Source organism: Denitraticella aggregata, from assembly GCF_048158365.1.
Taxonomy (GTDB): domain Bacteria; phylum Pseudomonadota; class Gammaproteobacteria; order Burkholderiales; family Rhodocyclaceae; genus Azoarcus_F.
In genome coordinates this window covers 115308-141325 of record NZ_JBLLNL010000001.1, presented here as the reverse complement: position 1 = coordinate 141325, position 26018 = coordinate 115308, and the positions used below count along the sequence as shown (strand labels likewise).

General features: G+C 64.7%; 30 protein-coding genes. 6 read left to right on the top strand and 24 right to left on the bottom strand.

What is annotated here, in order from left to right:
* Positions 1–11: 11 nt before the first annotated feature.
* The 11 genes from ccmB to ACKVEX_RS00645 form a co-directional block, all read right to left on the bottom strand.
* Positions 12–680 carry a heme exporter protein CcmB gene (ccmB, locus tag ACKVEX_RS00695; protein WP_473214268.1) on the bottom strand — a complete coding sequence of 223 codons (669 nt, stop codon included), beginning with the start codon at positions 678–680 and terminating at the stop codon, positions 12–14.
* Positions 681–685: 5 nt separating this feature from the next.
* Positions 686–1312, bottom strand: coding sequence for a cytochrome c biogenesis heme-transporting ATPase CcmA (ccmA, locus tag ACKVEX_RS00690; RefSeq protein WP_473213751.1), 627 nt, complete (start codon positions 1310–1312; stop codon positions 686–688).
* 148 nt (positions 1313–1460) lie between these two features.
* Positions 1461–2081 carry a NapC/NirT family cytochrome c gene (locus tag ACKVEX_RS00685; protein WP_473213750.1) on the bottom strand — a complete coding sequence of 207 codons (621 nt, stop codon included), beginning with the start codon at positions 2079–2081 and terminating at the stop codon, positions 1461–1463.
* A 37-nt stretch (positions 2082–2118) separates the two neighbouring features.
* The gene (locus ACKVEX_RS00680) at positions 2119–2571 is read right to left on the bottom strand and encodes a nitrate reductase cytochrome c-type subunit (protein ID WP_473213749.1); all 453 of its coding nucleotides are present in this window, start codon (positions 2569–2571) and stop codon (positions 2119–2121) included.
* A complete protein-coding gene (gene napH / locus ACKVEX_RS00675; protein ID WP_473213748.1) occupies positions 2568–3503 on the bottom strand; it encodes a quinol dehydrogenase ferredoxin subunit NapH in 936 nt (311 codons plus the stop codon). Before napH ends, ACKVEX_RS00680 begins: the two co-directional genes overlap by 4 nt.
* Positions 3500–4369: a ferredoxin-type protein NapG gene (napG, locus tag ACKVEX_RS00670; protein ID WP_473213747.1), complete on the bottom strand. Its 870-nt coding sequence runs from the start codon at positions 4367–4369 to the stop codon at positions 3500–3502. Before napG ends, napH begins: the two co-directional genes overlap by 4 nt.
* Positions 4370–4514: 145 nt before the next feature.
* A complete protein-coding gene (napA, locus tag ACKVEX_RS00665; RefSeq protein WP_473213746.1) occupies positions 4515–7061 on the bottom strand; it encodes a nitrate reductase catalytic subunit NapA in 2547 nt (848 codons plus the stop codon).
* 1 nt (position 7062) lies between these two features.
* Positions 7063–7317, bottom strand: coding sequence for a chaperone NapD (locus ACKVEX_RS00660; RefSeq protein WP_473213745.1), 255 nt, complete (start codon positions 7315–7317; stop codon positions 7063–7065).
* Positions 7314–7799 carry a ferredoxin-type protein NapF gene (gene napF, locus ACKVEX_RS00655; protein WP_473213744.1) on the bottom strand — a complete coding sequence of 162 codons (486 nt, stop codon included), beginning with the start codon at positions 7797–7799 and terminating at the stop codon, positions 7314–7316. Before napF ends, ACKVEX_RS00660 begins: the two co-directional genes overlap by 4 nt.
* Positions 7800–7971: 172 nt before the next feature.
* A complete protein-coding gene (locus tag ACKVEX_RS00650) occupies positions 7972–8745 on the bottom strand; it encodes a DUF1538 domain-containing protein (protein ID WP_473213743.1) in 774 nt (257 codons plus the stop codon).
* Positions 8742–9479, bottom strand: a complete 738-nt coding sequence (locus ACKVEX_RS00645; protein WP_473213742.1) for a DUF1538 family protein — start codon at positions 9477–9479, stop codon at positions 8742–8744. The genes ACKVEX_RS00650 and ACKVEX_RS00645 overlap by 4 nt, the downstream gene beginning before the upstream one ends.
* Positions 9480–9673: 194 nt before the next feature.
* On the opposite strand from ACKVEX_RS00645, the gene ACKVEX_RS00640 reads away from it, so the two are divergent.
* On the top strand, positions 9674–10360 hold the full coding sequence (locus ACKVEX_RS00640) for a hypothetical protein (RefSeq protein WP_473213741.1): 687 nt from the start codon (positions 9674–9676) through the stop codon (positions 10358–10360).
* On the opposite strand, the gene ACKVEX_RS00635 is transcribed toward ACKVEX_RS00640, so the two are convergent.
* The 12 genes from ACKVEX_RS00635 to ACKVEX_RS00580 all read right to left on the bottom strand — a co-directional run bounded on the left by ACKVEX_RS00635 (position 10361) and on the right by ACKVEX_RS00580 (position 19534).
* The gene (locus tag ACKVEX_RS00635; protein ID WP_473213740.1) at positions 10361–10576 is read right to left on the bottom strand and encodes a HupE/UreJ family protein; all 216 of its coding nucleotides are present in this window, start codon (positions 10574–10576) and stop codon (positions 10361–10363) included.
* 24 nt (positions 10577–10600) lie between these two features.
* Positions 10601–11215: an urease accessory protein UreG gene (gene ureG, locus ACKVEX_RS00630; protein ID WP_473213739.1), complete on the bottom strand. Its 615-nt coding sequence runs from the start codon at positions 11213–11215 to the stop codon at positions 10601–10603.
* Positions 11212–11892 (bottom strand): urease accessory protein UreF, encoded by a 681-nt coding sequence (locus ACKVEX_RS00625; RefSeq protein WP_473213738.1) that lies wholly within the window; start codon positions 11890–11892, stop codon positions 11212–11214. The genes ureG and ACKVEX_RS00625 overlap by 4 nt, the downstream gene beginning before the upstream one ends.
* A 13-nt stretch (positions 11893–11905) precedes the next feature.
* Positions 11906–12442, bottom strand: a complete 537-nt coding sequence (ureE, locus tag ACKVEX_RS00620; RefSeq protein WP_473213737.1) for an urease accessory protein UreE — start codon at positions 12440–12442, stop codon at positions 11906–11908.
* 7 nt (positions 12443–12449) lie between these two features.
* Positions 12450–14345: an urease subunit alpha gene (gene ureC / locus ACKVEX_RS00615; protein ID WP_473213736.1), complete on the bottom strand. Its 1896-nt coding sequence runs from the start codon at positions 14343–14345 to the stop codon at positions 12450–12452.
* 1 nt (position 14346) lies between these two features.
* The gene (locus tag ACKVEX_RS00610; protein ID WP_473213735.1) at positions 14347–14652 is read right to left on the bottom strand and encodes an urease subunit beta; all 306 of its coding nucleotides are present in this window, start codon (positions 14650–14652) and stop codon (positions 14347–14349) included.
* Between the two features lie 14 nt (positions 14653–14666).
* Entirely contained in the window at positions 14667–14969 is a 303-nt protein-coding gene (ureA, locus tag ACKVEX_RS00605; RefSeq protein ID WP_473213734.1) for an urease subunit gamma, read from the bottom strand.
* 48 nt (positions 14970–15017) lie between these two features.
* A complete protein-coding gene (locus tag ACKVEX_RS00600; RefSeq protein ID WP_473213733.1) occupies positions 15018–15902 on the bottom strand; it encodes an urease accessory protein UreD in 885 nt (294 codons plus the stop codon).
* Between the two features lie 210 nt (positions 15903–16112).
* On the bottom strand, positions 16113–17192 hold the full coding sequence (gene modC / locus ACKVEX_RS00595) for a molybdenum ABC transporter ATP-binding protein (protein ID WP_473213732.1): 1080 nt from the start codon (positions 17190–17192) through the stop codon (positions 16113–16115).
* Entirely contained in the window at positions 17189–17875 is a 687-nt protein-coding gene (modB, locus tag ACKVEX_RS00590) for a molybdate ABC transporter permease subunit (RefSeq protein ID WP_473213731.1), read from the bottom strand. Before modB ends, modC begins: the two co-directional genes overlap by 4 nt.
* Before the next feature lie 94 nt (positions 17876–17969).
* Positions 17970–18731 carry a molybdate ABC transporter substrate-binding protein gene (modA, locus tag ACKVEX_RS00585; RefSeq protein WP_473213730.1) on the bottom strand — a complete coding sequence of 254 codons (762 nt, stop codon included), beginning with the start codon at positions 18729–18731 and terminating at the stop codon, positions 17970–17972.
* A 125-nt stretch (positions 18732–18856) separates the two neighbouring features.
* Complete coding sequence (locus ACKVEX_RS00580) at positions 18857–19534, bottom strand: class I SAM-dependent methyltransferase (protein ID WP_473213729.1); 678 nt, start codon at positions 19532–19534, stop codon at positions 18857–18859.
* A 17-nt stretch (positions 19535–19551) separates the two neighbouring features.
* Between ACKVEX_RS00580 and ACKVEX_RS00575 the strand changes: the two genes are divergently transcribed.
* The 3 genes from ACKVEX_RS00575 to ACKVEX_RS00565 are packed head-to-tail and all read left to right on the top strand — an operon-like array spanning position 19552 to position 22925.
* Positions 19552–20271: a polyamine aminopropyltransferase gene (locus ACKVEX_RS00575; protein WP_473213728.1), complete on the top strand. Its 720-nt coding sequence runs from the start codon at positions 19552–19554 to the stop codon at positions 20269–20271.
* A 3-nt stretch (positions 20272–20274) separates the two neighbouring features.
* On the top strand, positions 20275–22332 hold the full coding sequence (locus ACKVEX_RS00570; RefSeq protein ID WP_473213727.1) for a HelD family protein: 2058 nt from the start codon (positions 20275–20277) through the stop codon (positions 22330–22332).
* Positions 22329–22925, top strand: coding sequence for a methyltransferase domain-containing protein (locus tag ACKVEX_RS00565; RefSeq protein WP_473213726.1), 597 nt, complete (start codon positions 22329–22331; stop codon positions 22923–22925). Before ACKVEX_RS00570 ends, ACKVEX_RS00565 begins: the two co-directional genes overlap by 4 nt.
* A gap of 22 nt (positions 22926–22947) precedes the next feature.
* On the opposite strand, the gene ACKVEX_RS00560 is transcribed toward ACKVEX_RS00565, so the two are convergent.
* On the bottom strand, positions 22948–23310 hold the full coding sequence (locus ACKVEX_RS00560) for a TraR/DksA family transcriptional regulator (RefSeq protein WP_473213725.1): 363 nt from the start codon (positions 23308–23310) through the stop codon (positions 22948–22950).
* Between the two features lie 343 nt (positions 23311–23653).
* Here ACKVEX_RS00560 and ACKVEX_RS00555 point away from each other — a divergent pair, with 343 nt between their 5' ends.
* Complete coding sequence (locus tag ACKVEX_RS00555; protein ID WP_473213724.1) at positions 23654–25135, top strand: SulP family inorganic anion transporter; 1482 nt, start codon at positions 23654–23656, stop codon at positions 25133–25135.
* A gap of 13 nt (positions 25136–25148) precedes the next feature.
* A complete protein-coding gene (locus ACKVEX_RS00550; protein WP_473213723.1) occupies positions 25149–26018 on the top strand; it encodes a universal stress protein in 870 nt (289 codons plus the stop codon).

Below are 26018 nucleotides of genomic sequence, written 5' to 3'. Positions count from 1 at the left end.
GGTATTGGTCATCATTCAACTGCAATCCTGAGGGCAGCCGCACATGCGAACGGCGCCAGTGCCAATGCTCCGAGCAATCCGCCCGCAAGCAACAACAGATGGGCATCCGCGCCCGTTCCACCCAGATGGGCATCGACCGCGCCGGCACCAAAAATGAGCACCGGAACGAACAAGGGCAGCACCAGCAACGCCAGCAGCACGCCGCCACCCCGCAAACCCAGCGTCAGGGCTGCGCCCACCGCACCGAGCAACGCAAGAATCGGCGTACCCAGAGCCAAGGATAATATAAGGACGCCCAGAGCGCCTTGCTCCACGTCAAACAGCAAGGCAAGGCCGGGCGCCGCGAGTACCAGCGGCAAACCGGTGACGATCCAGTGGGAGAGCACCTTCGCCGTCACCCACAACGACGTCGGCTCAGGAGACAACAACAACTGCTCGATGGTTCCGTCGCTATGGTCCTGGGCGAACAGGCGATGCAGCGACAGCAGCGTGGACAGCAGTGCGGCGACCCACAGCACGCCCGGCGCGATCGTCCGCAATTGATTGGTCTCCGGTCCGACCCCGAACGGGAACAGACAGACCACGACGACAAAGAATGCGAGCGTGACCAGCACGTCCGCACGACCGCGCCACGCGAGCATCAGATCTCGGCGCATCACCGCCAGGAACGGCCCGAGCAGACTGTTCAACAGGCCACCTCGGCAAGATCGAGCACGGCCGGCGGCTTCGCGAACGGCGCGTCCTGGTGCGTGGTCAGGATCACCACGCCGCCTGCGTCGCAATGCGCGGACAGCGTCGCGGCGAGATCCGCGACCGCGGCCACGTCGAGCGCGGTGAACGGTTCGTCCAGCACCCACAGCGGGCGCGCGGCCGACAGGAACAGGCGCGCCAGGCCGACGCGCCTGCGCTGCCCCTGCGACAATACCCTTGCCGGCAGGTCGATCTGCGCGCCCAGGCCGATTCGTTCGAGCGCGGTGACGCAGTCCGCCTCGCGCGCGGCATCACCGCCTGCACTGCACGCGAAACGCAGGTTCTCGAGCGGCGTCAACAAGTCGTTTTGCGCTGCCGAGTGGCCCAGATAAAGCAGTTCCCGATGGAAATGTTCGCGGTCGCGCCGCGTGTCCCGGCCCTTCCACAGCACGCTGCCAAATTCCGGCATCGACAACCCGCACAGGATACGAAGCAGGCTGGTCTTGCCCACGCCGTTCGGCCCGGCGACGCGCAGCATATCCCCGGATGCCATGCGCTGGGACAATCCACGGAACAGCAGGCGGTCACCCTTCAGGCAGGCGAGGTTGTTGGCTTCGAGCATCGGGCGCAATTAAACCACACACGGCCTTTCTTTGGGCGGCACGCCGGTGGGCCGGCCGAAAAAATGTCCCCTCGCGGGGACGGCTGCAGCGCGCCTGCCCGACCGGTCGAACGGGGTTCGCCCCGTCGACCGTTCGAGTTGTCCGCGATCAGTTCGGCAACGGACGGAACATCTCGATCGGGATCGCACCATCGACCCCGATCCCGATGTCCTGCTGGATCGGTGGCAGGGAGTGCGCGATACCCTTGTGGCAGTCGATGCAGGTCAGCCCCTGTTGCAGGCCTGTCTGATGCGCCTGGTTGGAGCGACGGCCCTGCACCGAGTAGTCGAAGTATTCGAAGCCGTGGCAATTGCGACACTCGCGCGAGTCGTTGGCCTTCATGCGGCGCCATTCACGTTCAGCCAGTTCCAGACGCTTGGCCTCGAACTTCTCGGGCGTGTTGATCGTACCCATGACCTTCCCATACAGCTCACGGCTGGCCTGGACCTTGCGCACCATCTTGGGCCCCCACTCCTTGGGCACATGGCAGTCGGAGCAAACCGCCCGAACGCCGGTTCGGTTCTGATAGTGAATCGAGTGCCGATACTCCTGAAAGACGTGATTCTCCATCTCGTGGCAGGACAGGCAGAACTTCTCGGTGTTGGTCGCCTCGACCGCCCAGTTGAAGCCGCCCCAGAAGATCACGCCGGCGGCGAACAGCACGACAATGCCGAGCCATCCCATCGAGCGCATCCGCTGCCACAAACTCTTCTTGTTCACTTCAGTCATGTCGTTCCCCGTTAGTCCATCTCGTCATGGCTTCGGCTCAGCGAACACCGGTGGCGGGCTGGAAGGTGTTTTCGACCAAGGGTCTGGCATCGGTCATCGGCACATGGCACTGCAGGCAGAAGTAGCGGCGCGGCGAGATGTTGGACAGTTCGTTCGCATCGCGGTCCCTGAAGTGCGTCAGACTGACCTTGGTCGCGCCGGCCGCGCGGTAACGCGTCCACGAATGGCAGTCCATGCACTTGTTGAAGTTCATCGACACCTCGTAACCATCGACCTTGTGCGGCACCATCGGCGGCTGCTGCACGTAGTCGCGCGGAATCGGAGGCCCGTCCGGCAGCATCCTATACATGCCCGGCGTGAGTTCCCGGTCGGCGACATCGGCGCCACGCACGCTGGAGACGGTCTGGCCGATCGCCTGCGGCACTGCCATTGCGCCGATGCCCAGCGCCGCGACCAGCGCAAAAACGAGATTACGGGTCTTCCTGTTCATGACTCGCTCCTATCAAATCGGGTCGTAATACGAAATACATCCTTGCCGCATACATCGACGCAGCGGCCGCAGGTCGTGCAATCCTGATCGAGAATGACGGGGTGGTCCTGTCCGGCCGCCTTCAGCGCCGGACGAATCACCTGGGGCTCGGGACAGACCGCGAAGCAGTCCATGCAATCGTTGCATGCGCGGCGCTTGTCCGCGCTCACGCGCAGCAGCGCACTTTTGCCGAGCAGGCCGTAGAAGGCCCCCACCGGACACACATGTCCGCACCAGCCGCGACTCGCGATCAGCAGGTCGTACAGGAACACGCCGCCGACGATGCCCCATGCGAGGCCGAAGCCGAAGATCAGTCCGCGGTGGAACATCGACACCGGATTGACCCACTCCCAGGCCAGCGAACCGGTCCCGAACGCGATCACCAACACGAAGGCCAGCAACCAGTAGCGTGTACGCGCATCGGGCGCCTTGCCACCCTTCAGTCCGAGCCTGCGCCGCAGCCACGCCGCCGCATCGGTGACCATGTTGACCGGGCAGACCCAGGAGCAGAACAGGCGACCTCCGAGGATCAGGTAGAAAGCCAGCACGATGCCGCCGCCGAGCAGGGCCTCCTTGTACGGAACGACGCCAGCGGCGAACGACTGTGCCAGCACGAACGGGTCGGTCAGCGGCAGCACGCCCAGCGTCAGGCTGGACGACAGGTTGCCCTTGACGATCCAGATGCCGAACCATGGTCCGATCAGGAACAACGCGAGGATGCCCAGTTGCGACGCGCGCCTCAGCAGCAGCCATTTGTGCGCACGCAGCCAGCCCTTGGTCTGGCGCGCCTCCAGGCCGGGCCGCGCGATCGTGCCGCGCATCGCGGCCCCGCGCACGCTGCTTTCGGGGACGCCGCCCGGCGTCGTCGCAGGCGTGGGTGAATGCGCACTCATGGCCGCCACCCCGATTCCAGCCCGCCCGGCGCAGCCCCGGGCCCCGTGGGCGGCTCGCCCGGCGCCGTGCCGGGTCGCAGGCGCGTGTCTCCATAGGCCTGCCCCTCCATGCCGCGCACCGGCAGTTCGATCTGGTCACCGATCAGCGAGCCGCCTGCCGCCTCGCGCTCTTCCCAGCCCCGCAGGTAGTGTTCGGCGCGGGAGCCCTGCGCCAGCTGGATCGGCAACACCTTGATCGCGGCCTCGCCCGGCAGCACGCAGGCCTGTTCGCACTTTCCGCAACCGGTGCAGTGATCGGAATGCACGGTGGGCAGAAACAGCGCGTGCCGGTCGGAACGCGGGTTGTGCATGCGCTCCAGCGTGATCGCCTGGTCGATGACCGGGCACACCCGGTAGCAGACGTCGCAGCGCAGGCCGAGGAAGTTCAGGCAGGTCTCCTGGTCGATCAGCACCGCCAGACCCATCCGTGCGTCCTCGATGTCGGTCAGCGCCCGATCGAGCGCACCGGTCGGACATGCGACCACACACGGGATGTCGTCACACATCTCACATGGAACCTTGCGCGCCTCGAAGTAGGGTGTGCCGGTGGCGACGCCGTCGCCGAGTTCGGCGAGCTTCAGCGTGTCGTAGGGGCAGTCACGCACGCACAGACCGCAGCGCACGCAGGCGCCGAGAAACGCCGGCTCCTCGAGGGCGCCTGGCGGGCGCAAGGCGGTAGACGGCAACGCCGAAGCCTGCCGCGTGTACAGTCCGACACCGACCGCCAGCAGACAGGCGCCACCCGCGACCCCGGCCGATTCCTTCAGGAATCGACGACGGGACGGCGTCCCCTGCCTGGTCAGCTGCTTTTTGGTCGTGTCGTTCATTTCCGTTCATCCTGACCCCACCGGCCGGTGGAATCACGGGTTGTCATGCTTGGTCTTCGCACCCCCGACCTGTCCGGCCCCGGCCGCCTGCCCCGTTTCCGGGGGCAGACGCTCCGAACCGGAACCGGGACGGGTCGCGCCGCGCTCAAGCGCGCATGACCTTCACCGGGCACTTCTTGAAGTCGGTTTCCTTCGAAATCGGGCAGGTCGCATCCTCGATGAGCTTGTTCACCAGCCGCCCCTCGTCGAAGAACGGGATGAAGATCAGCCCCTTGGGCGGCTTGTTGCGGCCACGGGTCTCGAGTTGGGCCACCATCTCGCCGCGCTTGGACACGACCTTCACCGCCATGCCGCGCTGCAGTCCGCGTTTCTGCGCATCCTCCGGGTGCATGAAGATCTGGGCTTCCGGCACCGAGCGATGCAATTCGGTAACGCGCCGTGTCATCGATCCGGTATGCCAGTGCTCCAGCACCCGACCGGTGCACAACCACATGTCGTATTCGGCATCCGGCTTGTCATGCGGATCCTGGTAGGGCAGCGCGAAGATGATCGCCTTGCCGTCCGGGTTGCCGTAGAAGTTCCAGTCCTCGCCAGCCTTCACGTACGGGTCGAAGCCTTCCTTGTAGCGCCACAGCGTCTCCTTGCGATCGACGACCGGCCAGCGGAAACCGCGTGCCTTGTGATAATCGTCGAAGTACGCGAGGTCATGGGCCTTGCCGCGGCCAAAGCGCGCATATTCCTCGTACAGGCCCTTCTGCAGGTAGTAGCCGAGTTCCTGGGACTCGTCGTTCATGTAGCCTTCCCAGGCATGCGCATTGACGGTGGCGACCTCGGACAGCGGGTACTTGTCGACCTCGCCGTTCGCGAACAGGATGTCGTACAGCGTCTTGCCGCGGAACTCGGGTTTCTTCGCAAGCAGTTCCTCCGGCCAGACCTCATCGACCTTGAAGCGCTTCGAGAACTCGATGTACTGCCACAGGTCGCTCTTGGCCTGGCCGGGTGCCTTGACCTGCTGGCGCCAGAACTGCCCGCGCCGCTCGGCGTTGCCGAAAGCGCCTTCCTTCTCGGTCCACATCGCACACGGCAGGATCAGGTCGGCCGACAGCGCGGAGACGGTCGGATAGACATCCGATACGACGACGAAAGCTTCAGGGTTGCGCCAGCCGGGATAGACCTCCTCGTTGATGTTTGGACCGGCCTGCATGTTGTTCGTGGTTGACGTCCAGTAACACTTCAGCACGCCGTCCTTCAGCGCGCGGCTCTGAGCGACTGCGTGCAGGCCGACCCAGTCCGGAATCGTGCCTTCCGGCAATTGCCACACGTTCTCCGCATATTCGCGGTGCTTGGGATTGGTCACGACCATGTCCGCCGGCAGGCGATGGGCAAAGGTGCCGACCTCGCGCGCGGTGCCGCAGGCGGAAGGCTGGCCGGTCAGCGAGAACGGGCTGTTGCCCGGTTCGGAGATCTTGCCCACCAGCAGGTGAACGTTGTAGATCATGTTGTTCACCCAGGTACCGCGGGTGTGCTGGTTGAAGCCCATGGTCCAGAAGGACGTGACCTTTCTGTTCGGATCGGCATAGACTTCGGCCATGCGGCGCAGGTTGGATTCCGGCACTCCCGAAAGTTTGGACACCTTCTCGAGCGTGTACTCGGACACGTACTCGGCGAACTCCTCGAAGGTCATGTCCTCGGACTTGCCCGGATTGCCCTTCCGTTGGCCGTCCGCGCCGGGATAGCCGTTGTTCGTCGCGGCCTGCTCGAGCGGATGGTTCGGGCGCAGGCCGAAACCGATGTCGGCCTCGCCGCGCTTGAACCTGACGTGCTTGCTGACGAAATCCTCATTGACCCGACCGGTCGAGATGATGTGATGGCAGATGTAGTTCAGCATCGCCAGGTCGGTATGCGGATGGAAGATCATCGGGTTGTCGGCCAGTTCATAGGACCGGTGCTCGAAGGTCGACAGCACATGGACTTCGCAAGCGGGATGGGTCAGGCGACGGTCGGTGATGCGGCTCCACAGGATCGGATGCATCTCGGCCATGTTGCTGCCCCACAGCACGAACACGTCCGCATTCTCGATGTCGTCGTAGCAGCCCATCGGCTCGTCCATGCCGAAGGTGCGCATGAAGCCCGCCACCGCGGACGCCATACAGTGGCGTGCGTTCGGGTCGATGTTGTTGGTGCGGAAGCCGGCCTTGTGCAGCTTCGCCGCGGCATAGCCCTCCCACACCGTCCACTGGCCGGAGCCGAACATGCCGACCGAACGCGGACCGTGCTCCTTCAGCGCGGCCTTCCATTTCTCGGCCATGATGTCGAAGGCCTGATCCCACGAGATCGGCGTGAATTCGCCGTCCTTCGCGTACTGACCGCCACGCATGCGCAGCATCGGCTGGGTCAGGCGGTCCGCCCCGTACATGATCTTCGACAGGAAATAGCCCTTGATGCAGTTCAGGCCGCGATTGACCGGCGAATCCGGATCACCCTGGGTCGCGACCACACGGTTGTCCTGCACGCCGACCAGCACCGAGCAACCGACGCCGCAGAAGCGACAGGCCGCCTTGTCCCAGCGCACCCGCGTGCCCGTCGCGCCGGCCTGCTGGGCCTGCGCGACCACCGGAATGCCGATTCCCGCCGTCGCAGCGGCCGCCGCCACCGCGTTCGTCTTGATGAAGTCACGTCGATTCATGCTCATTTCATGCCTCCTGTAATTCGAGACCTTCGTCGGTATATTCGTATGCGAGCGTGAGGCTCAGCACATGCCTGTTCAGATTGACCGCGAGGATGGAATCGGTCATGGAATAGCCTTCGCCATCCTCGACCGTCACGATCAGACGCCCGGTTTCGGCCGATTCTCCGTGCAGTTCGACACCGGGAATCGTGCGCAACGCGTCCTTCAATTCGGGAAAGCTTTCAGATTTCGCTCTCAACACCAGACTTGCAATCTTCATTGATGCATCTCCATCGCTATCGCCCCGACCGGGCAGGGTGCAACACAAGCGCCGCATCCGGTGCAACGCGCCACGTCCGGTTCCGGCTCGGACACGCCACCCAGCCTTGGGCGAAACCGGATCACCGAGGCCCCGCAGCATTCCCCGCATACCCGGCATTCGACGCCTTGCCGTGCAAGACAGCTTTCGGCGATCGAGAGCTTCAGTGCCCACGGCCCCTGTCCCTCGACCCGCCGCAGCGCACCGGGCTCGCAGACCGTCACACAATCACCACAAAACGTGCATTCACCGGCGCCGAAATCGACGATCGGGTAAGCGCCCTCGCCCGACTTGATGATCCCCGTCGGACAGGCCTCGGTGCAGTCTCCACAGCGCGTGCAGCACTGTTCGAATTCACCGGCCGCCTTCGCCCAGGGCGGGCGTAGCGCACCCTCCGAGGCCCGGAACCTGCCTCTCAGGAAGCTGCGACGTGAAACCGACATCTGTGGCATCGGATGAAATGAAGACTCTGTGTTTATTGCAGTGCATTAAACACCTTCGACGCCGTGGGTATGTTGACCGGTGTCAAACTGCGAATGAATCGCAATCAAGGCGCTCGCGGCGACACCTGTACGCCTGAAAAGGCGAGCGAGCTGCGCCCAGGACGGGTCCAGCTCAGGATTCGCGTCGGCTGGCGAAGTACGCCGCGATCTGCGCATACCCCATGACGGTCACGATCGGAAACAGGCACGCGAACGCGATCAGGCCGAACCCATCGATCAACGGGTCGCGGCCAGGCACGGCCTCGGCCAGCCCCAGGCCCAGCGCAGCGATGATCGGCACCGTCACCGTGGAGGTGGCGACACCGCCCGAGTCGAACGCCAGCGGCACGATCCAGCGCGGTGCGCGCCAGGTCTGGATCACGACGAGGGCATAGGCGGCGACGATGAACCACTGGATCGGTGCGCCGGTGATGATCCGGAACGCCCCGATCGCGATGCCGGTGGCCACGCCGAGCGCGACCGCGACGCGCAGCGTGGTCGCATCGATCGCACCGACCGAGATGTCGCTCGCCTTCATAGCGACCGCGATCAGCGCCGGTTCGGCCAGCGTCGTCGCGAACCCGATCGCGAAGGCGAAGATCAACACCCAGTGGTAATCGCTCCACACAAGCGACGACGCTTCGACCGCATCTGCGCCCCGCAGGAAATCCGGTGCTGTCAGTTGCCCCGCCATCAGACGGCCGATCGGAAACAGCGCGCGCTCGAGCCCGACCAGAAACAGCGTCAGTCCGAGCACCACGAAAACCGCGCCAACCGCCGCCCGTCGTGCGTTCGAAATGCGACGTCGCAGGATCACGAACTGGAACACGAACAGAACCAGCGCGATCGGTAGCACGTCAGTCAGCGTGGAACCCAGCGTATCGAATAGCGCGTGGATCCAGTTCATGCGGTCAGAATCCCGTAACCCATCACGAAGATCATCGGCGTCAGCGATGCGAAAGCGATGATCCCGAAACCGTCCAGCATCGGATTGCGCCCCCGGATCGACGAGGCCAGCCCCACGCCCAGCGCCGTCACGAGTGGCACCGTGATCGTCGAGGTGGTCACTCCGCCCGAGTCGAACGCGATACCGACGACCTCTGCCGGTGCGAAAGCGGTCATCACGACCACGATCAGGTAACCGCTGATGATCAGGTGATGGATCGGCCAGCCCCGTACGATGCGCATGACGCCGATCACGACCGCGGTCCCGACCGCGAACGCGACGGTCAGACGCAGACCCAGCGCATAGGCGGCAACCGCATCGGCCGTATCGTCCACGACACCGGTCTGCGCCGCCATTCGACCCGCCTCACCCGCGACTGCGATCAACGCCGGTTCGGCGATCGTCGTCGCGAACCCGAGCGCGAACGCGAACGCGATCAGCAACGGCAGGCTGCCCCGGCTCGCAAACGCGTTCGCGATGCTCTCGCCGACCGGAAACAGACTCATCTCCAGCCCATAGACGAAGAGCGTCAGGCCCACCACCACCAGCAGCCCGCCGAGCAGGAAGTCCCCGAAATCCGGCATCGGCTGGCGCAACACGACAAGCTGGAAGAACCCGATCACCGCAACGAGCGGAAGCAGATCCAGCCCGCTGCGCAACAAGGAGCCGAGAAAGGAACGGATCGGTCCAGCCAAGGGCGAAAACCTCCAGGGGCACGCATGCATTCAAGATGCGTTCATTGTCGCACACGGCACTGTCGCACACGGCACGCCCGGAGGCAGTCGCTGGAGCCGGATGGCGCATGCTCGCGCAGCGCCGGCGACGCGGCATTAGAATGTCTCACGCCTGCACGCTTGACCGAAAACGTCGCTTGGACGATAAACCCGGCATGACCGACACCCCCGACACCCCCTCCCCCGCGCCCCGCCGCATCGGCTGCTTCGCGGTCTCGGCCCTGCTACTGTTCGCGGTCGCTGCGAGCGTGCTGGTCACGCTTTTCGTCGCGCGCACCTGGTTGTTTCCGAAGCCTTTCCAGCCGGTGACGTTGAGCACCACCGAACGGCTCACGCTGGAGCACAAGCTGGACGCGTTGGCCCGAACCGACGAACCCGGCATCGCGCCGGCCGACCCGGAGCCGGGTGACGGCCCGCTGCGCCCGGAACGCTACCGCGAACGCCCGGAAGACCGGGTCATCCATTTCAGCCAGCGTGAGCTCAACGCGATGATCGCGCGCAACCCGGATCTGGCCGACCGGCTGGCATTGCACCTGTCGGACGATCTGCTGTCGGCGACGATGCTGATCACGCTGCCGCACGACCTGCCGGTGATGGCAGGGCAGACGGTGCGGGTCGCGACCGGCTTGCGACTGAGGCACGAGCAGGGACGACCGGTCGTCGTCATCGATGGCGTGAGCGTGATGGGCGTGCCCTTGCCGTCGGCGTGGCTGGGTGGCCTCAAGGGCCGGGACCTGGTCGGTCTGCAGAGCGGCGGCGGAGGCTTCTGGAGCTCGTTCGGCGACGGCGTTCGCGACCTCCGCATAGAAGATGGCCAGCTCAGGGTAGAACTGGCCGACTGATCAACGGCCGGCGCCGCGCAGTCTGCGCCGCGTCGCGATGACCGCGAGGCCAAGCAGCCCGGCGCTGGCCAGCATCGCCAGCGGGTGATCCTTTCCATCGAACAGGTGTGCGAGAAGTATCGACAGCCCGCTGGCCGAGTCGTGGCCCGGATGCGCGAATGCCGAGGCGGCGGACAGGGCCAGTGGCAGCGCGACGCACGGTTTGAGCAGTTTCATGATCTTGTCCTTGTGAAGTGCGGGTCAGTGCAGCAGACCCTGGGTCTCGATGAAGGCGATGATGTCGTCCAGGCCCTGCCCGGTTTTCTGGTTGGAGAACACGAAAGGCCGTTCGCTGCGCATCTTGCGCGCGTCGCGATCCATGACCTCGAGCGACGCGCCGACCAGCGGCGCGAGGTCGATCTTGTTGATCACGAGCAGGTCGCTGCGGGTGATGCCCGGCCCGCCCTTGCGCGGGATCTTATCGCCCGCCGACACGTCGATCACGTAGATAGTGAGGTCCGACAGTTCCGGTGAAAAGGTCGCTGCGAGATTGTCGCCGCCGGACTCCACGAAGATGATGTCCAGCCCCGGGAAGCGCCGGTTGAGCCGGTCCACCGCCTCGAGGTTGATCGACGCGTCCTCGCGGATCGCGGTGTGCGGACAGCCGCCGGTCTCGACACCGATGATGCGGTCGGCCGCGAGCGCCTCGTTGCGCACCAGAAACTGGGCATCCTCGGCGGTGTAGATGTCGTTGGTGACCACCGCGATGTCGTACTTGTCGCGCAGCGCGAGGCACAGTGCCAGCGTCAATGCGGTCTTGCCGGAGCCGACCGGGCCGCCTATGCCGACCCGCAGCGGTTGGGAATGTGTCGTCATGATCTGAACAGTCTCGTGTATTGGGTTTCATGCCGGGCGCTCGCGATCGCCAGTCCCAGCGTAAAGTTGTTCCAGTCGGAGCGGGGCAACACCAGTGCCTCTTCCACCAGCGCCGGCACTCGCGCACCCAGTTCGGCCAGCATGCGCTGGCCCGCGCTCTGGCCGAGCGGGACCGCCTTTACCGCCGCCATCACCTGATTTTCGAGCCAGGCCCACAGATAAGCGGCGAGGCCCTGGTCCGCCGGTATGCGCCAGGCCGCGGCGGCGGCCGACCACGCGGTCGGAAACGCGGGCTCGTCCAGTCGCGTCAGCCGCTCGCGCCACCCGGGCAGGCATTCGAACGCATCCAGGTCGCGCAGCAGGCGCACCAGCGAGTGCCCCATCTGTAACGTTTCGGCGCGCAGCTCGCTGGTCTCGCGGCTGGCCACGAAGATGCGGTCGAACTCGACCACAGCGTCGTCGTCACCGTCGCGCCAGGCCCTCATCTGCGCCGCCAGCAAGGGGGCCTCGAAGCGCGCGACGTTCCATTGCAGCGCGTCGCCTATCCAAGCCAAGGTGCCAGCCTCGCCGCGGATCGCGCCCGACTCGACCGCCCACTCCAACCCCTGCGAGTAGGTATAGGCACCGACCGGCAGAGCCGGACTGGCCAGTTGCAGCAGGCGTATCAATGGCAGCATCGGGATCGCACCCTCAGGCTGGACTCATCATATGGATCCGCGCCGCGCTGGATCCCTCACCCGGATGCTGATGGCCCGGCGCATAGGCCCCCGCCTCCGGTTCGAACGGCGCACTGACCGGTCGGACGTCAGCGCCGAGCCCGATCAACATCCCTTCCAGCACGTGATCGGCCTGTATGCGCAGCCAGCCGTCGCCGATCTCGACCGCGACATGGCGGTTACCGAGGTGATAGGCCGCGCGGGCGAGCTCGAGGCTGTCGGAGCAGCGGACCTCGAGCAGGTCCTCCGGCGCGGCCACGATCTCGACGATGCGGCCGTCCTTGGCAAGCAGTTTCTGGCCGCCGCGCAGGATCGAGCCGCGCGGCAGGAACAGCCCTACCTCCCGGCCGGAGGGCATCCGGGCGCGCAAGCGGCTTTTCGTACGGCGATTGAAATCGAGTTCGAGCCACTCGGTGGCGGGTTCGCCACCGTCGTACAGAGATTCGATCAGCAGCATCGCGACCTCGCGAACGGGCGGGCACTCGGCCCGGCTGGGGTGAATGAGTTGCATCGCGTGCTCAGAACAGAAAGTAACGCTGCGCCATCGGCAGCACGTCGGCCGGCTCGCACACCAGCAGTTCGCCATCGGCCCGTACCACGTAGGTCTCGGGATCGACGTCGATCACCGGCGTCGCACCGTTGTGAATCATGTCGGACTTCTTCACGCTGCGGCAGCCCTTGACCGCTTCGAGCGGCTTCATCAGGCTGAGCGCCGCGACCGCAGGATTCGCGAGCGCGGTCTGCGACACGAAGGTGACCGAAGTCTTCAGCGCCTTGCCGAAACTGCCGAACATCGGCCGGTAATGCACCGGCTGCGGCGTCGAGATCGACGCGTTCGGGTCGCCCATCGCCGCCGCCGCGATCGCGCCGCTCTTGATGATCAGGCTGGGTTTCACCCCGAAGAAGGACGGTTTCCACAGCACCAGATCGGCGAGCTTGCCGACCTCGATCGACCCGACCACATGCGAGATGCCGTGGCAGATGGCCGGGTTGATCGTGTATTTGGCGATGTAGCGCTTGACCCGGAAATTGTCATTCCTCTCACTCGCCTGCACCGCAGGCGACACGACGCTCCCCTCTCCCGCCCCGGGAGAGGGGCTGGGGGTGAGGGTGGCCCCGGGGCTGGGGGAGAGGGTGGCCCCGGGGCTGGGGGAGAGGGTGGCCCCGGGGCTGGGGGAGAGGGTGGTCCCGGGGCTGCGGGTGAGGGTGGCCCCGGGGCTGGGGGTGAGGGCAGGCTCCGGAGGCGCCAGCCACCCGCGCTGCACCTTCATCTTGTGCGCGGTCTGCCAGGTACGGGTGATCACCTCGCCGACCCGGCCCATCGCCTGCGAGTCGGACGCCATGATCGAGAACGCACCAGTGTCGTGCAGGATGTCCTCGGCCGCGATCGTCTCGCGGCGGATACGGGATTCGGCGAACGCGACGTCCTCGGCAATCGCCGGATCCAGATGGTGGCACACCATCAACATGTCCAGATGCTCGTCGATGGTGTTGACGGTGTAGGGCCGGGTCGGGTTGGTCGAGGACGGGATCACGTTGGGCCGACCGATCGCCTTGATGATGTCCGGTGCATGGCCGCCGCCCGCGCCCTCAGTATGGAAGGTATGGATGGTGCGATCCTTGAACGCGGCAATCGTCGTCTCGACGAAGCCGGATTCGTTCAGCGTATCGGTATGGATCGCGACCTGCACGTCGTATTCCTCGGCCACGGAGAGGCAGTTGTCGATCGCGGCCGGCGTCGTGCCCCAGTCCTCGTGCAGTTTCAGCCCGATCGCGCCGGCCTCCACCTGTTCGCGCGCCGGATCCGGTAGCGACACGTTGCCCTTGCCGAAGAAACCGAGGTTCATCGGAAACGCATCGGCCGCCTCCAGCATGCGGTGGATATGCCAGGGCCCAGGCGTGCAGGTGGTGGCCAGCGTGCCGGTGGCCGGACCGGTACCACCACCGAGCATGGTGGTGATGCCGCTCATCAGCGCTTCCTCGATCTGCTGCGGGCAGATCCAGTGGATGTGCGCGTCGATGCCGCCCGCGGTCAGGATCATGCCTTCACCTGCGATCGCCTCGGTGCCGGCGCCCACCGGAATCGTCACGCCGGACTGGACGTCGGGGTTGCCCGCCTTGCCGACACCCCATATGCGACCGTCTTTGATGCCGACGTCGGCCTTCACGATGCCCCAGTGGTCGACGATCAGCGCATTGGTGATGACGGTGTCGACGACGTCGGCCGACACGCGCTGGCTCTGGCCCATGCCATCGCGGAGGACCTTGCCGCCACCGAACTTGACCTCGTCGCCATAGACGGTGAAGTCCTTCTCGACCTCTATCCACAGCTCGGTGTCGGCCAGGCGCACCCGGTCGCCGGTGGTGGGGCCGAACATCTCCGCGTAGGCGCGGCGGGAAATCCTGGTACTCATTTCAAAGGGCCCCCATCACGTCGCCATGGAATCCATAGACCTTGCGCTCCCCGGCCAGCGCGACCAGCTGCACGGTGCGACTCTGCCCGGGCTCGAAGCGCACCGCAGTGCCGGCCGCGATGTCGAGCCGGAAGCCCCGCGCCGCGGTGCGATCGAAGTCGAGCGCGGTGTTGGTCTCGGCGAAGTGGTAGTGCGAGCCGACCTGCACCGGACGGTCGCCGGTATTGGTCACTTTCAGCGTGACGGTCTCGCGGCCGGCGTTGAGCTCGATGTCGCCATCGAGCGTGTCGATTTCTCCGGGAATCATGTTCGGCAAGCTCCTCAGATGATCGGGTTGTGCACGGTCACCAGCTTGGTGCCGTCCGGAAAGGTCGCCTCGACCTGGATCTCGGGAATCATCTCGGGCACACCTTCCATGACCTCGTCGCGGGTCAGGATGGTCGTACCCTCGCTCATCAGGTCCGCGACCGAGCGCCCGTCACGCGCGCCTTCCAGGATCGCGCAGCTGATCAGCGCCACCGCTTCCGGGTAGTTCAATTTCACACCGCGGGCACGTCGCCGTTCGGCGACCAGTCCGGCGGTAAATAGCAGCAGCTTGTCTTTCTCGCGAGGTGTCAGTTCCATTCATCGTCTCCCGCCGGCCCAGTCGAACCGGCATGTCGTTGTGCGCATTCAGGTACGCCAGATTCGCGGGGCCATCATGGCCCGCCCGCCGGTCAGCGCGGGTCGAAGGCACGCCCATGCCCGCTCGAACCATTCCCGGCCGGGTTCGCAGGCCGGGCCCAGCCAGCGTGCCACCAGCACTCCGTCCGGCAGCAGGGTCACCGCCCCACTGCCGACCGGGCACGCGACCTCGCGGCATGCGTCGCGCAAGCCCTCGTCCACCTGCGGCCCGATCGCGATCAGCGTGCCGCAGACCGGCTCCCCGGCGAGCCCGACCGCCGAGTCCAGCAACGCACTGCCCCCGACGATCCGACCCTGCTCCAGCCACAGCCGCCGCCGGTCGCGGCGCACATCGGTCGCGATCGACAATTCACCCCGGCTGAACCGCTCGCCCGAGCCGGTCCGGCCCAGGCACAGCATCTCGAGGCCGATGAAGCGCGCATCCGCATCGAGCGCGATCTCGGTACGCATCCGCCCGATCGCGCCATCGAACACGATGCTCTCCTGCGGCAGCCATTCGCACACCGCGTCCTTCTCGACCGCGATGCGCTGCGACCACTGCGCCATCCGGCCATCGCTGCGATACCACTTGCCCGCACCCGGCGTGGTCAGCAGCGCATGCGCGCCCCGGCCCACCGTCACCAACACGTCCAGGCTGTCACCACCGACGATGCCCGCCGGCGGATGCAGCACGATCGCGTGACAGACCGCATCACCCTCGGGGTAAAGCGGTTTCTGCAGCCGCAGCGGACCGAAATGCCGATTGCTGGCCAGCACCGTCCGATCGCCGCGACGCTCGAACGCGAGCGACAAGCCGGCACGCCACCCGGGGGCGGCCACGCCATCGGGCGTGTTCGCTGCGCGCAGATCGACGGGTTCGGTAACGACGGTCATGCCCTTCGTCTAGCGAAAGCCGTGCCAGGCTTACGGCACCCGGATCGATCAGATTGTCAAGTCACCTGAATGGTCTCGGCAGCGGGCCATCAGGGCCACACTTGGCCGACGTCGCGCACCTGCGAAAAGCATTGGCCTGGATCCGGATGCACCGTCCTGGCGCACCACCTCATGGATTTGATGTTGGTTGCACCATCTTGGTGCAATCGGTCAATCCATCAGCGCGACCGACTTGATCAGCGCAAAAACTTGCTGACCCGGCACAAGGCCAAGCTGGGTGACCGACCACGGCGTGACTTCGGCCAGCAGCAGTTGCGCGTCGGCCAGGCGGCAGGCGACCAGTGCCCGGCCCGAAGCGACCGCGTCGATTCGCTCGATGGTGACCCGCAGATGATTCTGGATACTGATGCGCGAAGGGTCGTCGAGCGCCAGGGCGACGTCCCGCGCGACGATGCGCAATCGGCGCACCGCGCCGTCGGGCGTCTGCCCACCCGCCGCAGAGGTTGAAAGCCATAGCCTCGCGGTTTCGTTACCGAATGGCCGCAGCCCGTGTCGATTGGCTTCGCCGATGGTCCCCTCGATCACGGATACCGCACCTTCGTCGTCGAACAACGGCGAGTCCGGGCGGGACAGCGCTTCACGCAGTGTCTCGATCCGGTCGATCCGCCCTTCGCGCATGAACACGACCCGATCGGCCAGACGTTCGACCTCGTCCGGTGCATGGCTGATCATGATCATCGGCACGCCCGACTCGCTGGCCAGGCACGACAGAAAGGGCATGATCTCGCGCTTGGTCTGGGTGTCGAGGGCAGACAGGGGTTCGTCGAGCAGCAGCAGGCGGGGACTGGTGAGCAGGGTACGGCCCAGCGACACGCGCTGGCGCTGGCCACCGGAGAGCCGGTCGATCGAGCGGTCGAGCAAGTCGGCTATGCCCAGCAGCGCGGCGACTTCGGCCAGGTGCAGGCGGCGTTCCGCCTGCGGCGTCCGCCTGTAACCGTAGAGCAGGTTGTCCCGCACCGACAGATGCGGCAACAGGCTGTGCTCCTGGAACACCAGTCCGATGCGGCGCCGATGCAGCGGCACGAAAAGCCGGCCCTGCTGCCACGGTTGCCCGCCGAGCGACACCTCGGCACCGTGCAGGCGTTCCAGACCGGCGATGACGCGCAGCAGGCTGGTCTTGCCGCAGCCGGAGCGGCCGAACAACGCGGTCACGCCTTCGGCCGGAAGTTCGAAATCCACGTCCAGTTCGAACGCGTCGCGACGCCAGTTGGCACGGACCTTGAGCGTCATGGCCTGGCGATCTGAAAACGGCGGTTGATGCCATAGACCACGAACAGGGTCAGGAACGAGAACACCAGCAGCATCAGCGACAGGCGGTGGGCCGCCTCGTAGTTCATCGCCTCGGCATGATCGTAGATCAGCACCGACAACACCTTGGTCTCACCCGGAATGCTGCCGCCCAGCATCAGGATGACGCCGAACTCGCCCAGCGTGTGCGCAAAGGTCAGCGTCGCCGCGACGACGAAGCCACCCCGGGTGAGCGGCAGGATCACGGTGACGAAGCGGTCGAACAGATTGGCCCCGAGCGCGCTGGCGACTTCGACATGGCGACGGCCCAGATTCGAGAACGCCTCGTTCAAGGGCTGCACCGCGAACGGCATCGAGTACAACACCGAGGCGACCAGAATGCCCTCGAACGAAAAGGCGAGGTGGGTCAGACCGATGCTTTCCAGCGTTTGCCCGACGAAACCGCGCGGGCCGAGCGTGATCAGCAGGTAAAAACCCAGCACCGTCGGCGGCAGCACCAGCGGCAACGCGACCACCGCCTGCACCACGACGCGCAAACCGGATCGTCCGCTCGACAACCACCAGGCCAGCGGCGTGGCGATGACGAGCAGGATCACGGTCGTATAGAGGCAGAGCCTGAACGTGACCTCGATGGCCTGCCAGTCCTGAGGGCTGAGTCCGAGCACGATGCGGGTTGTCCGGCTGGAGGATGCGTTTTGACTACGCCGACCCTGATCTCTGCGATCACGGTCGGCGACTGATGGGTCTCAAGACCAGAATTCAGCGTTTGGGCATCACGAATCCATAGCGCTCCATGATCTCGTGTGCCGCGTCGGTTTCCATGAAGGTTGCGAAATCCATCACACCGGGCTTGTCGACACCACGCGAGGTGACGATGTAGCCCTGCGTCAACGGGTTGTGCAGATTCTCGTCGATCAGATGATGCCCGTGTTGGGCCAGGGTCGGAAACTTGGCCAGCGACAACGCGATGATGCCGACTTCGGCCGCCCCCGACTCGACCATCTGTGCGGTGTGGGCAATGTTCTCGCCGAACACCAGCCTGTCTTGCACCGCCTCCCACACACCCGCCGCCTGCATCGCTTCCTGCGCGCGCAGTCCGTAAGGCGCATGCGAGGGTTGCGCGATCGCGATGCGGCGAATGCGCGTGTCGGTCGGCAGGTCGGCAAGTGTGAGGGCCGACGCGTCCAAGGTGTTGCTCCAGATCACGATCCGACCAATCGCGTACACTGCCGGCTCGGTCGCCGCGAAGCCCTCGGCGCGCAGGCGCTCGGGAAAGGAGATATCGGCCGAGAAAAAGATATCGTACGGCGCGCCATTCATGATCTGCGTCGTCATCTTGCCCGACGAACCATAGATCACTTCAATCTCATGATCCGGGTGGGCTTCGCGATAAATGTCGATCACGTCGTCCAGCGCGAAGCGCAAGTCGGACGCGGCAGCAATCGTGAACTTGGCCGCCTGGGCCAAACCAGCCGACGTCATAATGGCCAGCGCCAAAAGGAAGAGGCGAAATCGTGTCATGGCTCTCCAATCCGATGCGATCGCCCCGGATCGACCAGAATCACCCGGGGCAAGTTCAATGGTGCGCTGAAGGCAAGCACCGACTACGGCCTCCAAACTATGTTCCGTACGACGCCATTACAACTTCATGTCGAAGGACGGTGCGACGATGGGCGCTTGTAAAGCAGCACGACGTTGTCTGCCGGAAACACGCAATGCCAGCCATGAATGCTCGCGAGCTGGTGAAAAGTCTCCCGCCGGTAAAAGATCACATGGGTCGGATCGCGCCGGTAATACCAGTTGGCGAAGCGGGCATCGTCGGTCTGGAAATTCGTCATGATCGCGAGGCAGCCGCCCGGACGAAGCAAGCGATCGAGCTTGCGGAATTCTTCGGCGGGTCGGTGGAAGTGTTCGACCACCTCGGTGCAGGTGATGAAATCGTAAGACCGTAACAGAACTTCCGGGTAGTTGAAGAAGGCCGGATCGAACACCGCCATGTCGTGCCCGGCCTCACGCATCATCGACGCGAGCGCCGGGCCCGGACCGCATCCGTAGTCGAGGCCGGATCGTGGGGTGGCCATTGTCGCTAGCAGGGGTTGGGCGAGTCGCCCCAGAAATCGTCGATAATGCGCATCATCGACGTCGTTCTGATGCAGCGCATACTGCGCCCGCTCCGTCTCGCGGTCCGGAAGCTGCGCCGGATCGAGAAAGGTCGCCATGCAGTGCGCGCAACGCCAATAATGGCGCCCTTCGACTTCCATGAAGCGGGTTGGGGCGCTGGCTTCGCACAGGGGACACTCGATGATCATAAGAACAGCGCACATTTGAACAAGGACAATCCGTGCAGATCGAATTCGAAGAACTGGATTATCGCACCACACCGATCGGCGACCTGAGTGTTCGCCGGCGCACCGAGGTCAGGCTGGGGGTGATCGTGTATGAGATCAAGCTCAATGACGAATTCCTGATGTCCAGCCTGTTCACCGCCAGCGAAATCGCGCTGGCGCGCCTGGGTCTGGCCGATCTGGTGGGAGACGATCTCACCGTCGCGGTCGGCGGACTGGGCCTCGGCTACACCGCAGCGACCGTGCTGGAACACGCCAAGGTCGGCAGCCTGGTCGTCATCGACTATCTGTTGCCGGTGATCGAGTGGCACCAGAGCGGTCTGCTACCGCTCGGCAAGACTTTGACCACCGATTCGCGCTGCCGGTTAGTGCATGGCGACTTCTTCAAGCTGGCCTGTTCCACCGACGGACTGGTGCCGGACGCGCCGAATACTAAGTTCGACGCCATCCTGGTAGATATCGACCATTCCCCCCGGCATGTGCTCAGTCCGACGCATGCCGCCTTCTATTCACGCGAGGGGTTGGACGCAATGGCTGCACACCTGATTCCGGGCGGCGTGTTCGGCTTGTGGTCCAACGATCCGCCGGACGAGGCCTTCGTCGCCTCCCTTGGCGAAGTATTCGACACGGTCGAATCCCATGTGGTCAGTTTTCACAATCCGTACCTTGACAGCGACTCGGCCTGCACGGTTTACGTGGCGCACAAGGCGAGCTGAGGCATGAGTACCATCGAACACGAGGAGCGCGAGCGACTCGCGCATTGCATTGGCCGCATTCGCCACGCACTGGACGACATCGACGACCGTGTGGACGACTACGCTCGGGAGATCCAGTCGCGCAAGGAGTATCTGTGGGAGGCGCGCCGCGACATGGACCACATCGAGAAGATCGCGGTGCGCCAGACCATCGAGCAGACGCTGGACTCGGCCGAAGTGCTGAAGGCGCAGCAACACAAGCTGGTCAAGCTGATGCAATCGCCCTACTTCGGCCGCTTCGACTTCGTGCGCGAGGGCGAGACGGGTGGCGCCCCGTTCTACATCGGCGTGCATCACTTTCGCGACGAAGCCGAGCGGCAGACATTGATCTACGACTGGCGTGCGCCGATCGCTTCGATGTTCTACGACTTCGAGACCGGTCCGGCTTCGTATGTCGCGCCCAGCGGCAAGGTCGCAGGCCAGCTCACCCGCAAGCGCCAGTTCCGGATCCGGGACGGGCACCTCGAGTTCGTGCTCGAGTCGGGCGTGAATATCGTCGATGACGTGCTGCAGGAAGAGCTGAGCCGCGCCAGCAGCGACGAAGGGATGAAGAACATCGTCGCCACCATACAGCGCGACCAGAACGCCATCATCCGCAACGACGAGGCACACACGCTGATCATCCAGGGTGTGGCCGGTTCGGGCAAGACCTCGATCGCGCTGCACCGCATCGCTTACCTTCTTTACCATTTCAAGGACACGCTGCGCTCCGAGGACATCCTGATCATCTCGCCCAACCGGGTATTCGCCGACTACATCGGCAACGTACTGCCGGAACTGGGCGAAGAACAGGTCAACGAGATCGGCATGGAAACCCTCGCGGCCGAACTGCTCGATCACCAGTACCGATTCCAGACCTTCTTCGAGCAGACCACCCAGTTGCTGGAACACGACGACCAGGACCTCAAGGCCCGGAACGCAGTCAAGGCGTCGACCGCGTTCCTGCGCGACATCGACCGTTACGCCGAACATCTGGAATCGGAATCCTTCCAGCCAGCGGAATGGCGCGCCGGGCGCAAGATCGTACCGGACTGGTTTTTCGCCGAAACGTGGCAAAAGCACCGTGGCGTGGCGTTGACCGAGCGTATCGCGCGGGTGGTCTCGGCGACCGAACAGCAGATCGGCCACCACTACCACTACGACCTCGAAGTCGAAGAGCGTCGGTCCCTGCGCGAGGCGGTGCGCGACATGGTCCGCAAGGTCACGCTAAGACAGGCCTACCAGGGCCTGTTCGACTGGCTGGGCAAGCCAGAACTGTTCAAACCGGCAGGCGGCAAACTGGAGTATGCCGACGTCTTTCCGCTGATCCACCTGAAGCTGCGCCTGGAGGGCGTCGCCAACCCGCGCAAGGGCGTCAAGCACCTGCTGGTAGACGAGATGCAGGACTACACCCCAGTTCAATATGCGGTACTCGGCCGGCTGTTCTCGTGCCGAAAAACCATCCTCGGCGACGCGTCGCAGTCGGTGAATCCCTACACCAGTTCCACCGCCGAAACGATACGCGACAGCCTGCAGTCGGCCACCAGCGTCAAGCTCACCAAAAGCTACCGCTCAACCTGGGAGATCATGGAATTCGCGCTGTCGATCTCACCCAATCCGGAACTGGAGGCGATGAAGCGGCATGGCCAAGCGCCCGAGGTGGTCGTATGCAGGAAACCCGCGCAGATGATCGTGCGTATCGGACAGGAGATCGAAGCGCTGCTTACATCGACGCATCAGAGTCTTGCCATCATCGCCAAGACCCAGAAGCAGGCGATCAAGCTCCACAAGGCGCTGGTTGCGGCGGGCAACGACGCGCACCTGCTCGACACCGACAGCGTGGGACTCTCGGGCGGGGCCATCGTGTGCACCGCCCATCTGGCCAAGGGCCTGGAGTTCGACCGGGTCATCGTCGCCGATGTCAGCTCCGGGAACTACCGCACCGAGATGGAACGCAACCTGCTCTACGTGGCCTGCACGCGGGCGATGCATCGGCTGACGCTGATCGCGGTGGGCGCGCCATCGGCGCTGCTACCGGCATGATCGATCTCCACGAGACCCGTCTCGAAGTCATCACCGCGCGGCTGCTCGCCTCGGGTGCACGGTCGGTGCTCGATCTCGGCTGCGGCCCGGGCGAATTGCTGCTGCGGCTGGCCGAGCACGACGCATTCGAGCGCATCCTCGGCATCGACGTCTCCGGGCCGGCGGTGGCCGAGGCACGGCAGCGCCTGACGCTGTCGACCGCAGCCGCGGCAGGGCGGGTGGAGGTGTCAGTCGCCTCCTTCACCGAGCCCGAACCGGCACTGGCCGGTTTCGATGCAGCAGTGATGCTCGAAACGATCGAGCACGTCGACCCGAACCGCCTGTCCCGGGTGGAAACGACCGTATTCGGTTGCTTCCGCCCTGGCCTGGTGTTGATCACGACGCCCAATGCCGAATACAACCCGATTCACGGTCTGGGCCCCGACATGTTCCGCCACCCCGATCACCGCTTCGAGTGGGACCGGGCACGATTCAAGCGCTGGAGCCGTGGCGTGGCCCAGCGCCACGCCTATCGCGTGTCGTTCGCCGACATCGGCGAGTTCGACGATGCACTCGGGGCATCGACGCAGATGGCGGTTTTCGAATTGGCATGACGCCGAACCGCCACAACGGGGGTCAGCCCTGACCCTCGCTTGCGGCCTCGCGCTCGGCCATGCAGTCGGCGCAAAACACGGCTGAAGGGTCATGACGCAGACGCTCCGCCTCCAGTTCGGCCCCACACTGACAGCACAGACCGAATTCGCCTGATTGGACCCTGGCCAATGCAGCCTGCAACTTCCTGCGCCGCACATCGAGGCGAGTCATAATACCCTGCGCCATCGCCTGTTGCTGCATCGCATCCATGCGCGACAGTCGTCCGACGCTGGACTGGTCGAGCACCACGGTTCCGGCTGCCTGCTTCGCCTCTATCAGATCGTCGTGCACGCTCGCGAGTTCGTCGGTCAGACGCTGCCGATATTCATCCAGATCGATTTTCACTGATTACTCCTGTCAATATCCCCTGCCAACTCGCCAAATTCCCGCCCTGTCGTCGCAACCACGCCGGCTTTTGCTGCATTGCAGCATTGTAGCGGTTCAAGTATAGTCGGGCACTCATTCGATTCTCCCACGGCATCATTCCCTTGTAAGCGCTCACACCTCCTCTCCGACTTCGCCCGACCCAAATTCGCTCGAAACACCGAACGCGCGCCACCCCTGCAACCCTCCCGTTCGCCGCCGGAACACGCCGACCCCTTATCGCGGCCCCGCCTGAGGCATCGCGTCACCTGCGCCGAGTCTGCCCCACTCGCCCACAAGGCGAAAGAAAACGGATAACACAAAAATGTCCCCCAACCGACTCCGCCAGGACTGGTTCTCCAATGTCCGCGGCGATGCGCTGGCCGGCATCGTCGTCGCGCTGGCGCTGATTCCCGAAGCCATCGCCTTTTCCATCATCGCCGGCGTCGACCCCAAGGTCGGCTTGTACGCGTCATTCTGCATGGCGTTCGTGATCGCGTTCACCGGCGGCCGACCCGGCATGATCTCGGCCGCGACTGCGGCGATGGCATTGCTGATGGTTACGCTGGTCAAGGAGCACGGGCTCGAATACCTGCTCGCCACGACCGTGCTGACCGGCATCCTGCAGATCATCGCCGGCATCGTGCGGCTGGACGTCTTGATGCGTTTCGTGTCGCGCTCGGTCGTGACCGGCTTCGTCAATGCGCTGGCGATCCTGGTCTTTCTGGCGCAACTGCCCGAGCTGACCAACGTCAGCTGGATCGTCTACGCGATGGTAGCAGGCGGGCTGGGCATCATCTACCTGCTGCCCTACCTGACCCGTGCCGTACCGTCGCCCCTGATCTGCATCGTCGGCCTGACGATCCTGTCGATGTGGCTGGGGCTGGATGTACGCACCGTGGGCGACATGGGCGCACTGCCGGACAGCCTGCCGGTGTTCCTGATCCCGAACGTGCCGTTCAACTTCGAGACGCTCGCGATCATCTTCCCTTACGCCATGACGCTGATGGTGGTCGGCCTGCTCGAATCCTTGCTGACCGCCACGATCGTAGACGACCTCACCGATACCAAGAGCGACAAGAGGCGCGAGTGCATCGGCCAGGGTACGGCCAACATCGCCTGCGGCTTCATCGGCGGCATGGCCAGTTGCGCGATGCTGGGTCAATCAGTGATCAACATCAAATCCGGTGGCCGCGGTCGCCTGTCCTCATTGCTGGCAGGCGTCTATCTATTGGTGATGGTCGTGTTCCTCGGCCAATGGGTCGCGCAGATACCGATGGCCGCGCTGGTCGCGGTGATGATCATGGTGTCGATCGGCACCTTCAACTGGGGCTCGATCCGCGACCTGAAAAAGAACCCGCCGCACTCCAGCATCGTGATGGTCGCAACGGTCCTGGTCGTGGTGCTGACCCACGATCTGGCCAAGGGCGTGCTGGTCGGCGTGCTGCTGTCCGGCCTCTTCTTCGCCACCAAGGTGGGGCGCTTCATGCATGTCGGTTCGCGTTCTGTTGACGAAGGACGCATCCGGGAATACCGGGTCGTCGGCCAGGTGTTCTTCGCGTCATGCGACGCCTTCGTCAATGCCTTCGACTTCAGGGAGGTGGTCGACAAGGTCGTCATCGACTTGTCGCGCGCGCATTTCTGGGACATTTCCGCGATCTCGGCGCTGGACAAGGTCGTGGTCAAGTTCCGTCGCGAGGGCACCGAGGTGGAGATCCTGGGCCTGAACGAGGCCAGCAAGACGATGCTCGATCGCTTCGGCATTCACGACAAACCCGACGCCGCCGAGCGGCTGATGAGCCACTGAGGAGGAACGCGACATGAACATGAGCAGCAGAAAGATCGTCGCCTGCGTCGACGGCACAGCGGCCTCGGCTGCGGTGACCGCGTACGCCGCCTGGGCCTCGCGCCAGCTCGGCTGCCGTCTGGAGTGCCTGCACGTGCTGGATCGTCACCCGGAGAAGGCCGAGGGCGGCGACTACTCGGGCAACCTGGTGGCCGATTCGCAGGAAAACCTGTTGCAGCAACTGTCGGACAAGGACGTCGCTCGCAGCAAGCTCGCGAAGGAACGAGGCCGCGCCGTGCTGGAAGCCGCCAAGGCCGAGGCGCGCGCAGCCGGCGCCGATGAACCGGACGGGCGTCTGCGCCACGGCAGCCTGATCGAAGCGCTGACCGACATGGCCGCCGACCTGGAGATGGTCGTGCTCGGCCAGCGCCATCACGCCGATGCGCCCGCCAAGCTGCACCTGGATCGCACGCTGGAGAGCGTGATCCGCGGGCTGAAGTGCCCGGTGCTGGCGACGCTGGAGAAATTCAGCACACCGGGCAGGCTGATGATCGCGTTCGACGGCAGCCCGACCAGCCGCGCCAACGTCGAACGCCTCGCCAAGCACCCGTTGGTGCGGGGCATGCAATGCCATGTCGTGATGGCGAACGACCGCAAGGAACCGTTGATCGACAAGATGCTCGCGTGGGCGCGCGACACGATGGAAGCGCAAGGTCACGAGACCGTCACCGATGTCGTGATCGGCGAGCCGATTCCGGTGCTGCGCGATTACGCCAAGAACAACGCGATCGACCTTATGGTGACCGGCGCGTTCGGCCACTCGACGATCCGGCAACTGATCTTCGGCAGCACCACCGCGACGCTGCTCAGGACCAGTCCGGCGCCGGTGCTGGTGCTACGCTGA

Coding starts and splice junctions, on each gene's coding strand:
- modC (WP_473213732.1), bottom strand. CDS start 17,192: ATGACGCTCAAGGTCCGTGCCAACTGGCGTCGCGACGCGTTCGAACTG.
- modA (WP_473213730.1), bottom strand. CDS start 18,731: ATGACACGATTTCGCCTCTTCCTTTTGGCGCTGGCCATTATGACGTCG.
- napG (WP_473213747.1), bottom strand. CDS start 4,369: ATGAACGACACGACCAAAAAGCAGCTGACCAGGCAGGGGACGCCGTCC.
- ACKVEX_RS00680 (WP_473213749.1), bottom strand. CDS start 2,571: ATGAACAGGAAGACCCGTAATCTCGTTTTTGCGCTGGTCGCGGCGCTG.
- ureC (WP_473213736.1), bottom strand. CDS start 14,345: ATGAGTACCAGGATTTCCCGCCGCGCCTACGCGGAGATGTTCGGCCCC.
- ureA (WP_473213734.1), bottom strand. CDS start 14,969: ATGGAACTGACACCTCGCGAGAAAGACAAGCTGCTGCTATTTACCGCC.
- ACKVEX_RS00580 (WP_473213729.1), bottom strand. CDS start 19,534: ATGTGCGCTGTTCTTATGATCATCGAGTGTCCCCTGTGCGAAGCCAGC.
- ccmA (WP_473213751.1), bottom strand. CDS start 1,312: ATGCTCGAAGCCAACAACCTCGCCTGCCTGAAGGGTGACCGCCTGCTG.
- ureE (WP_473213737.1), bottom strand. CDS start 12,442: ATGCAACTCATTCACCCCAGCCGGGCCGAGTGCCCGCCCGTTCGCGAG.
- napH (WP_473213748.1), bottom strand. CDS start 3,503: ATGAGTGCGCATTCACCCACGCCTGCGACGACGCCGGGCGGCGTCCCC.
- napF (WP_473213744.1), bottom strand. CDS start 7,799: ATGTCGGTTTCACGTCGCAGCTTCCTGAGAGGCAGGTTCCGGGCCTCG.
- ACKVEX_RS00685 (WP_473213750.1), bottom strand. CDS start 2,081: ATGACTGAAGTGAACAAGAAGAGTTTGTGGCAGCGGATGCGCTCGATG.
- ACKVEX_RS00660 (WP_473213745.1), bottom strand. CDS start 7,317: ATGAAGATTGCAAGTCTGGTGTTGAGAGCGAAATCTGAAAGCTTTCCC.
- ACKVEX_RS00650 (WP_473213743.1), bottom strand. CDS start 8,745: ATGAACTGGATCCACGCGCTATTCGATACGCTGGGTTCCACGCTGACT.
- ACKVEX_RS00600 (WP_473213733.1), bottom strand. CDS start 15,902: ATGACCGTCGTTACCGAACCCGTCGATCTGCGCGCAGCGAACACGCCC.
- ureG (WP_473213739.1), bottom strand. CDS start 11,215: ATGACGACACATTCCCAACCGCTGCGGGTCGGCATAGGCGGCCCGGTC.
- napA (WP_473213746.1), bottom strand. CDS start 7,061: ATGAGCATGAATCGACGTGACTTCATCAAGACGAACGCGGTGGCGGCG.
- ACKVEX_RS00625 (WP_473213738.1), bottom strand. CDS start 11,892: ATGCTGCCATTGATACGCCTGCTGCAACTGGCCAGTCCGGCTCTGCCG.
- ACKVEX_RS00610 (WP_473213735.1), bottom strand. CDS start 14,652: ATGATTCCCGGAGAAATCGACACGCTCGATGGCGACATCGAGCTCAAC.
- ACKVEX_RS00635 (WP_473213740.1), bottom strand. CDS start 10,576: ATGAAACTGCTCAAACCGTGCGTCGCGCTGCCACTGGCCCTGTCCGCC.
- ACKVEX_RS00555 (WP_473213724.1), top strand. CDS start 23,654: ATGTCCCCCAACCGACTCCGCCAGGACTGGTTCTCCAATGTCCGCGGC.
- ACKVEX_RS00640 (WP_473213741.1), top strand. CDS start 9,674: ATGACCGACACCCCCGACACCCCCTCCCCCGCGCCCCGCCGCATCGGC.
- ACKVEX_RS00570 (WP_473213727.1), top strand. CDS start 20,275: ATGAGTACCATCGAACACGAGGAGCGCGAGCGACTCGCGCATTGCATT.
- ACKVEX_RS00565 (WP_473213726.1), top strand. CDS start 22,329: ATGATCGATCTCCACGAGACCCGTCTCGAAGTCATCACCGCGCGGCTG.
- ACKVEX_RS00550 (WP_473213723.1), top strand. CDS start 25,149: ATGAACATGAGCAGCAGAAAGATCGTCGCCTGCGTCGACGGCACAGCG.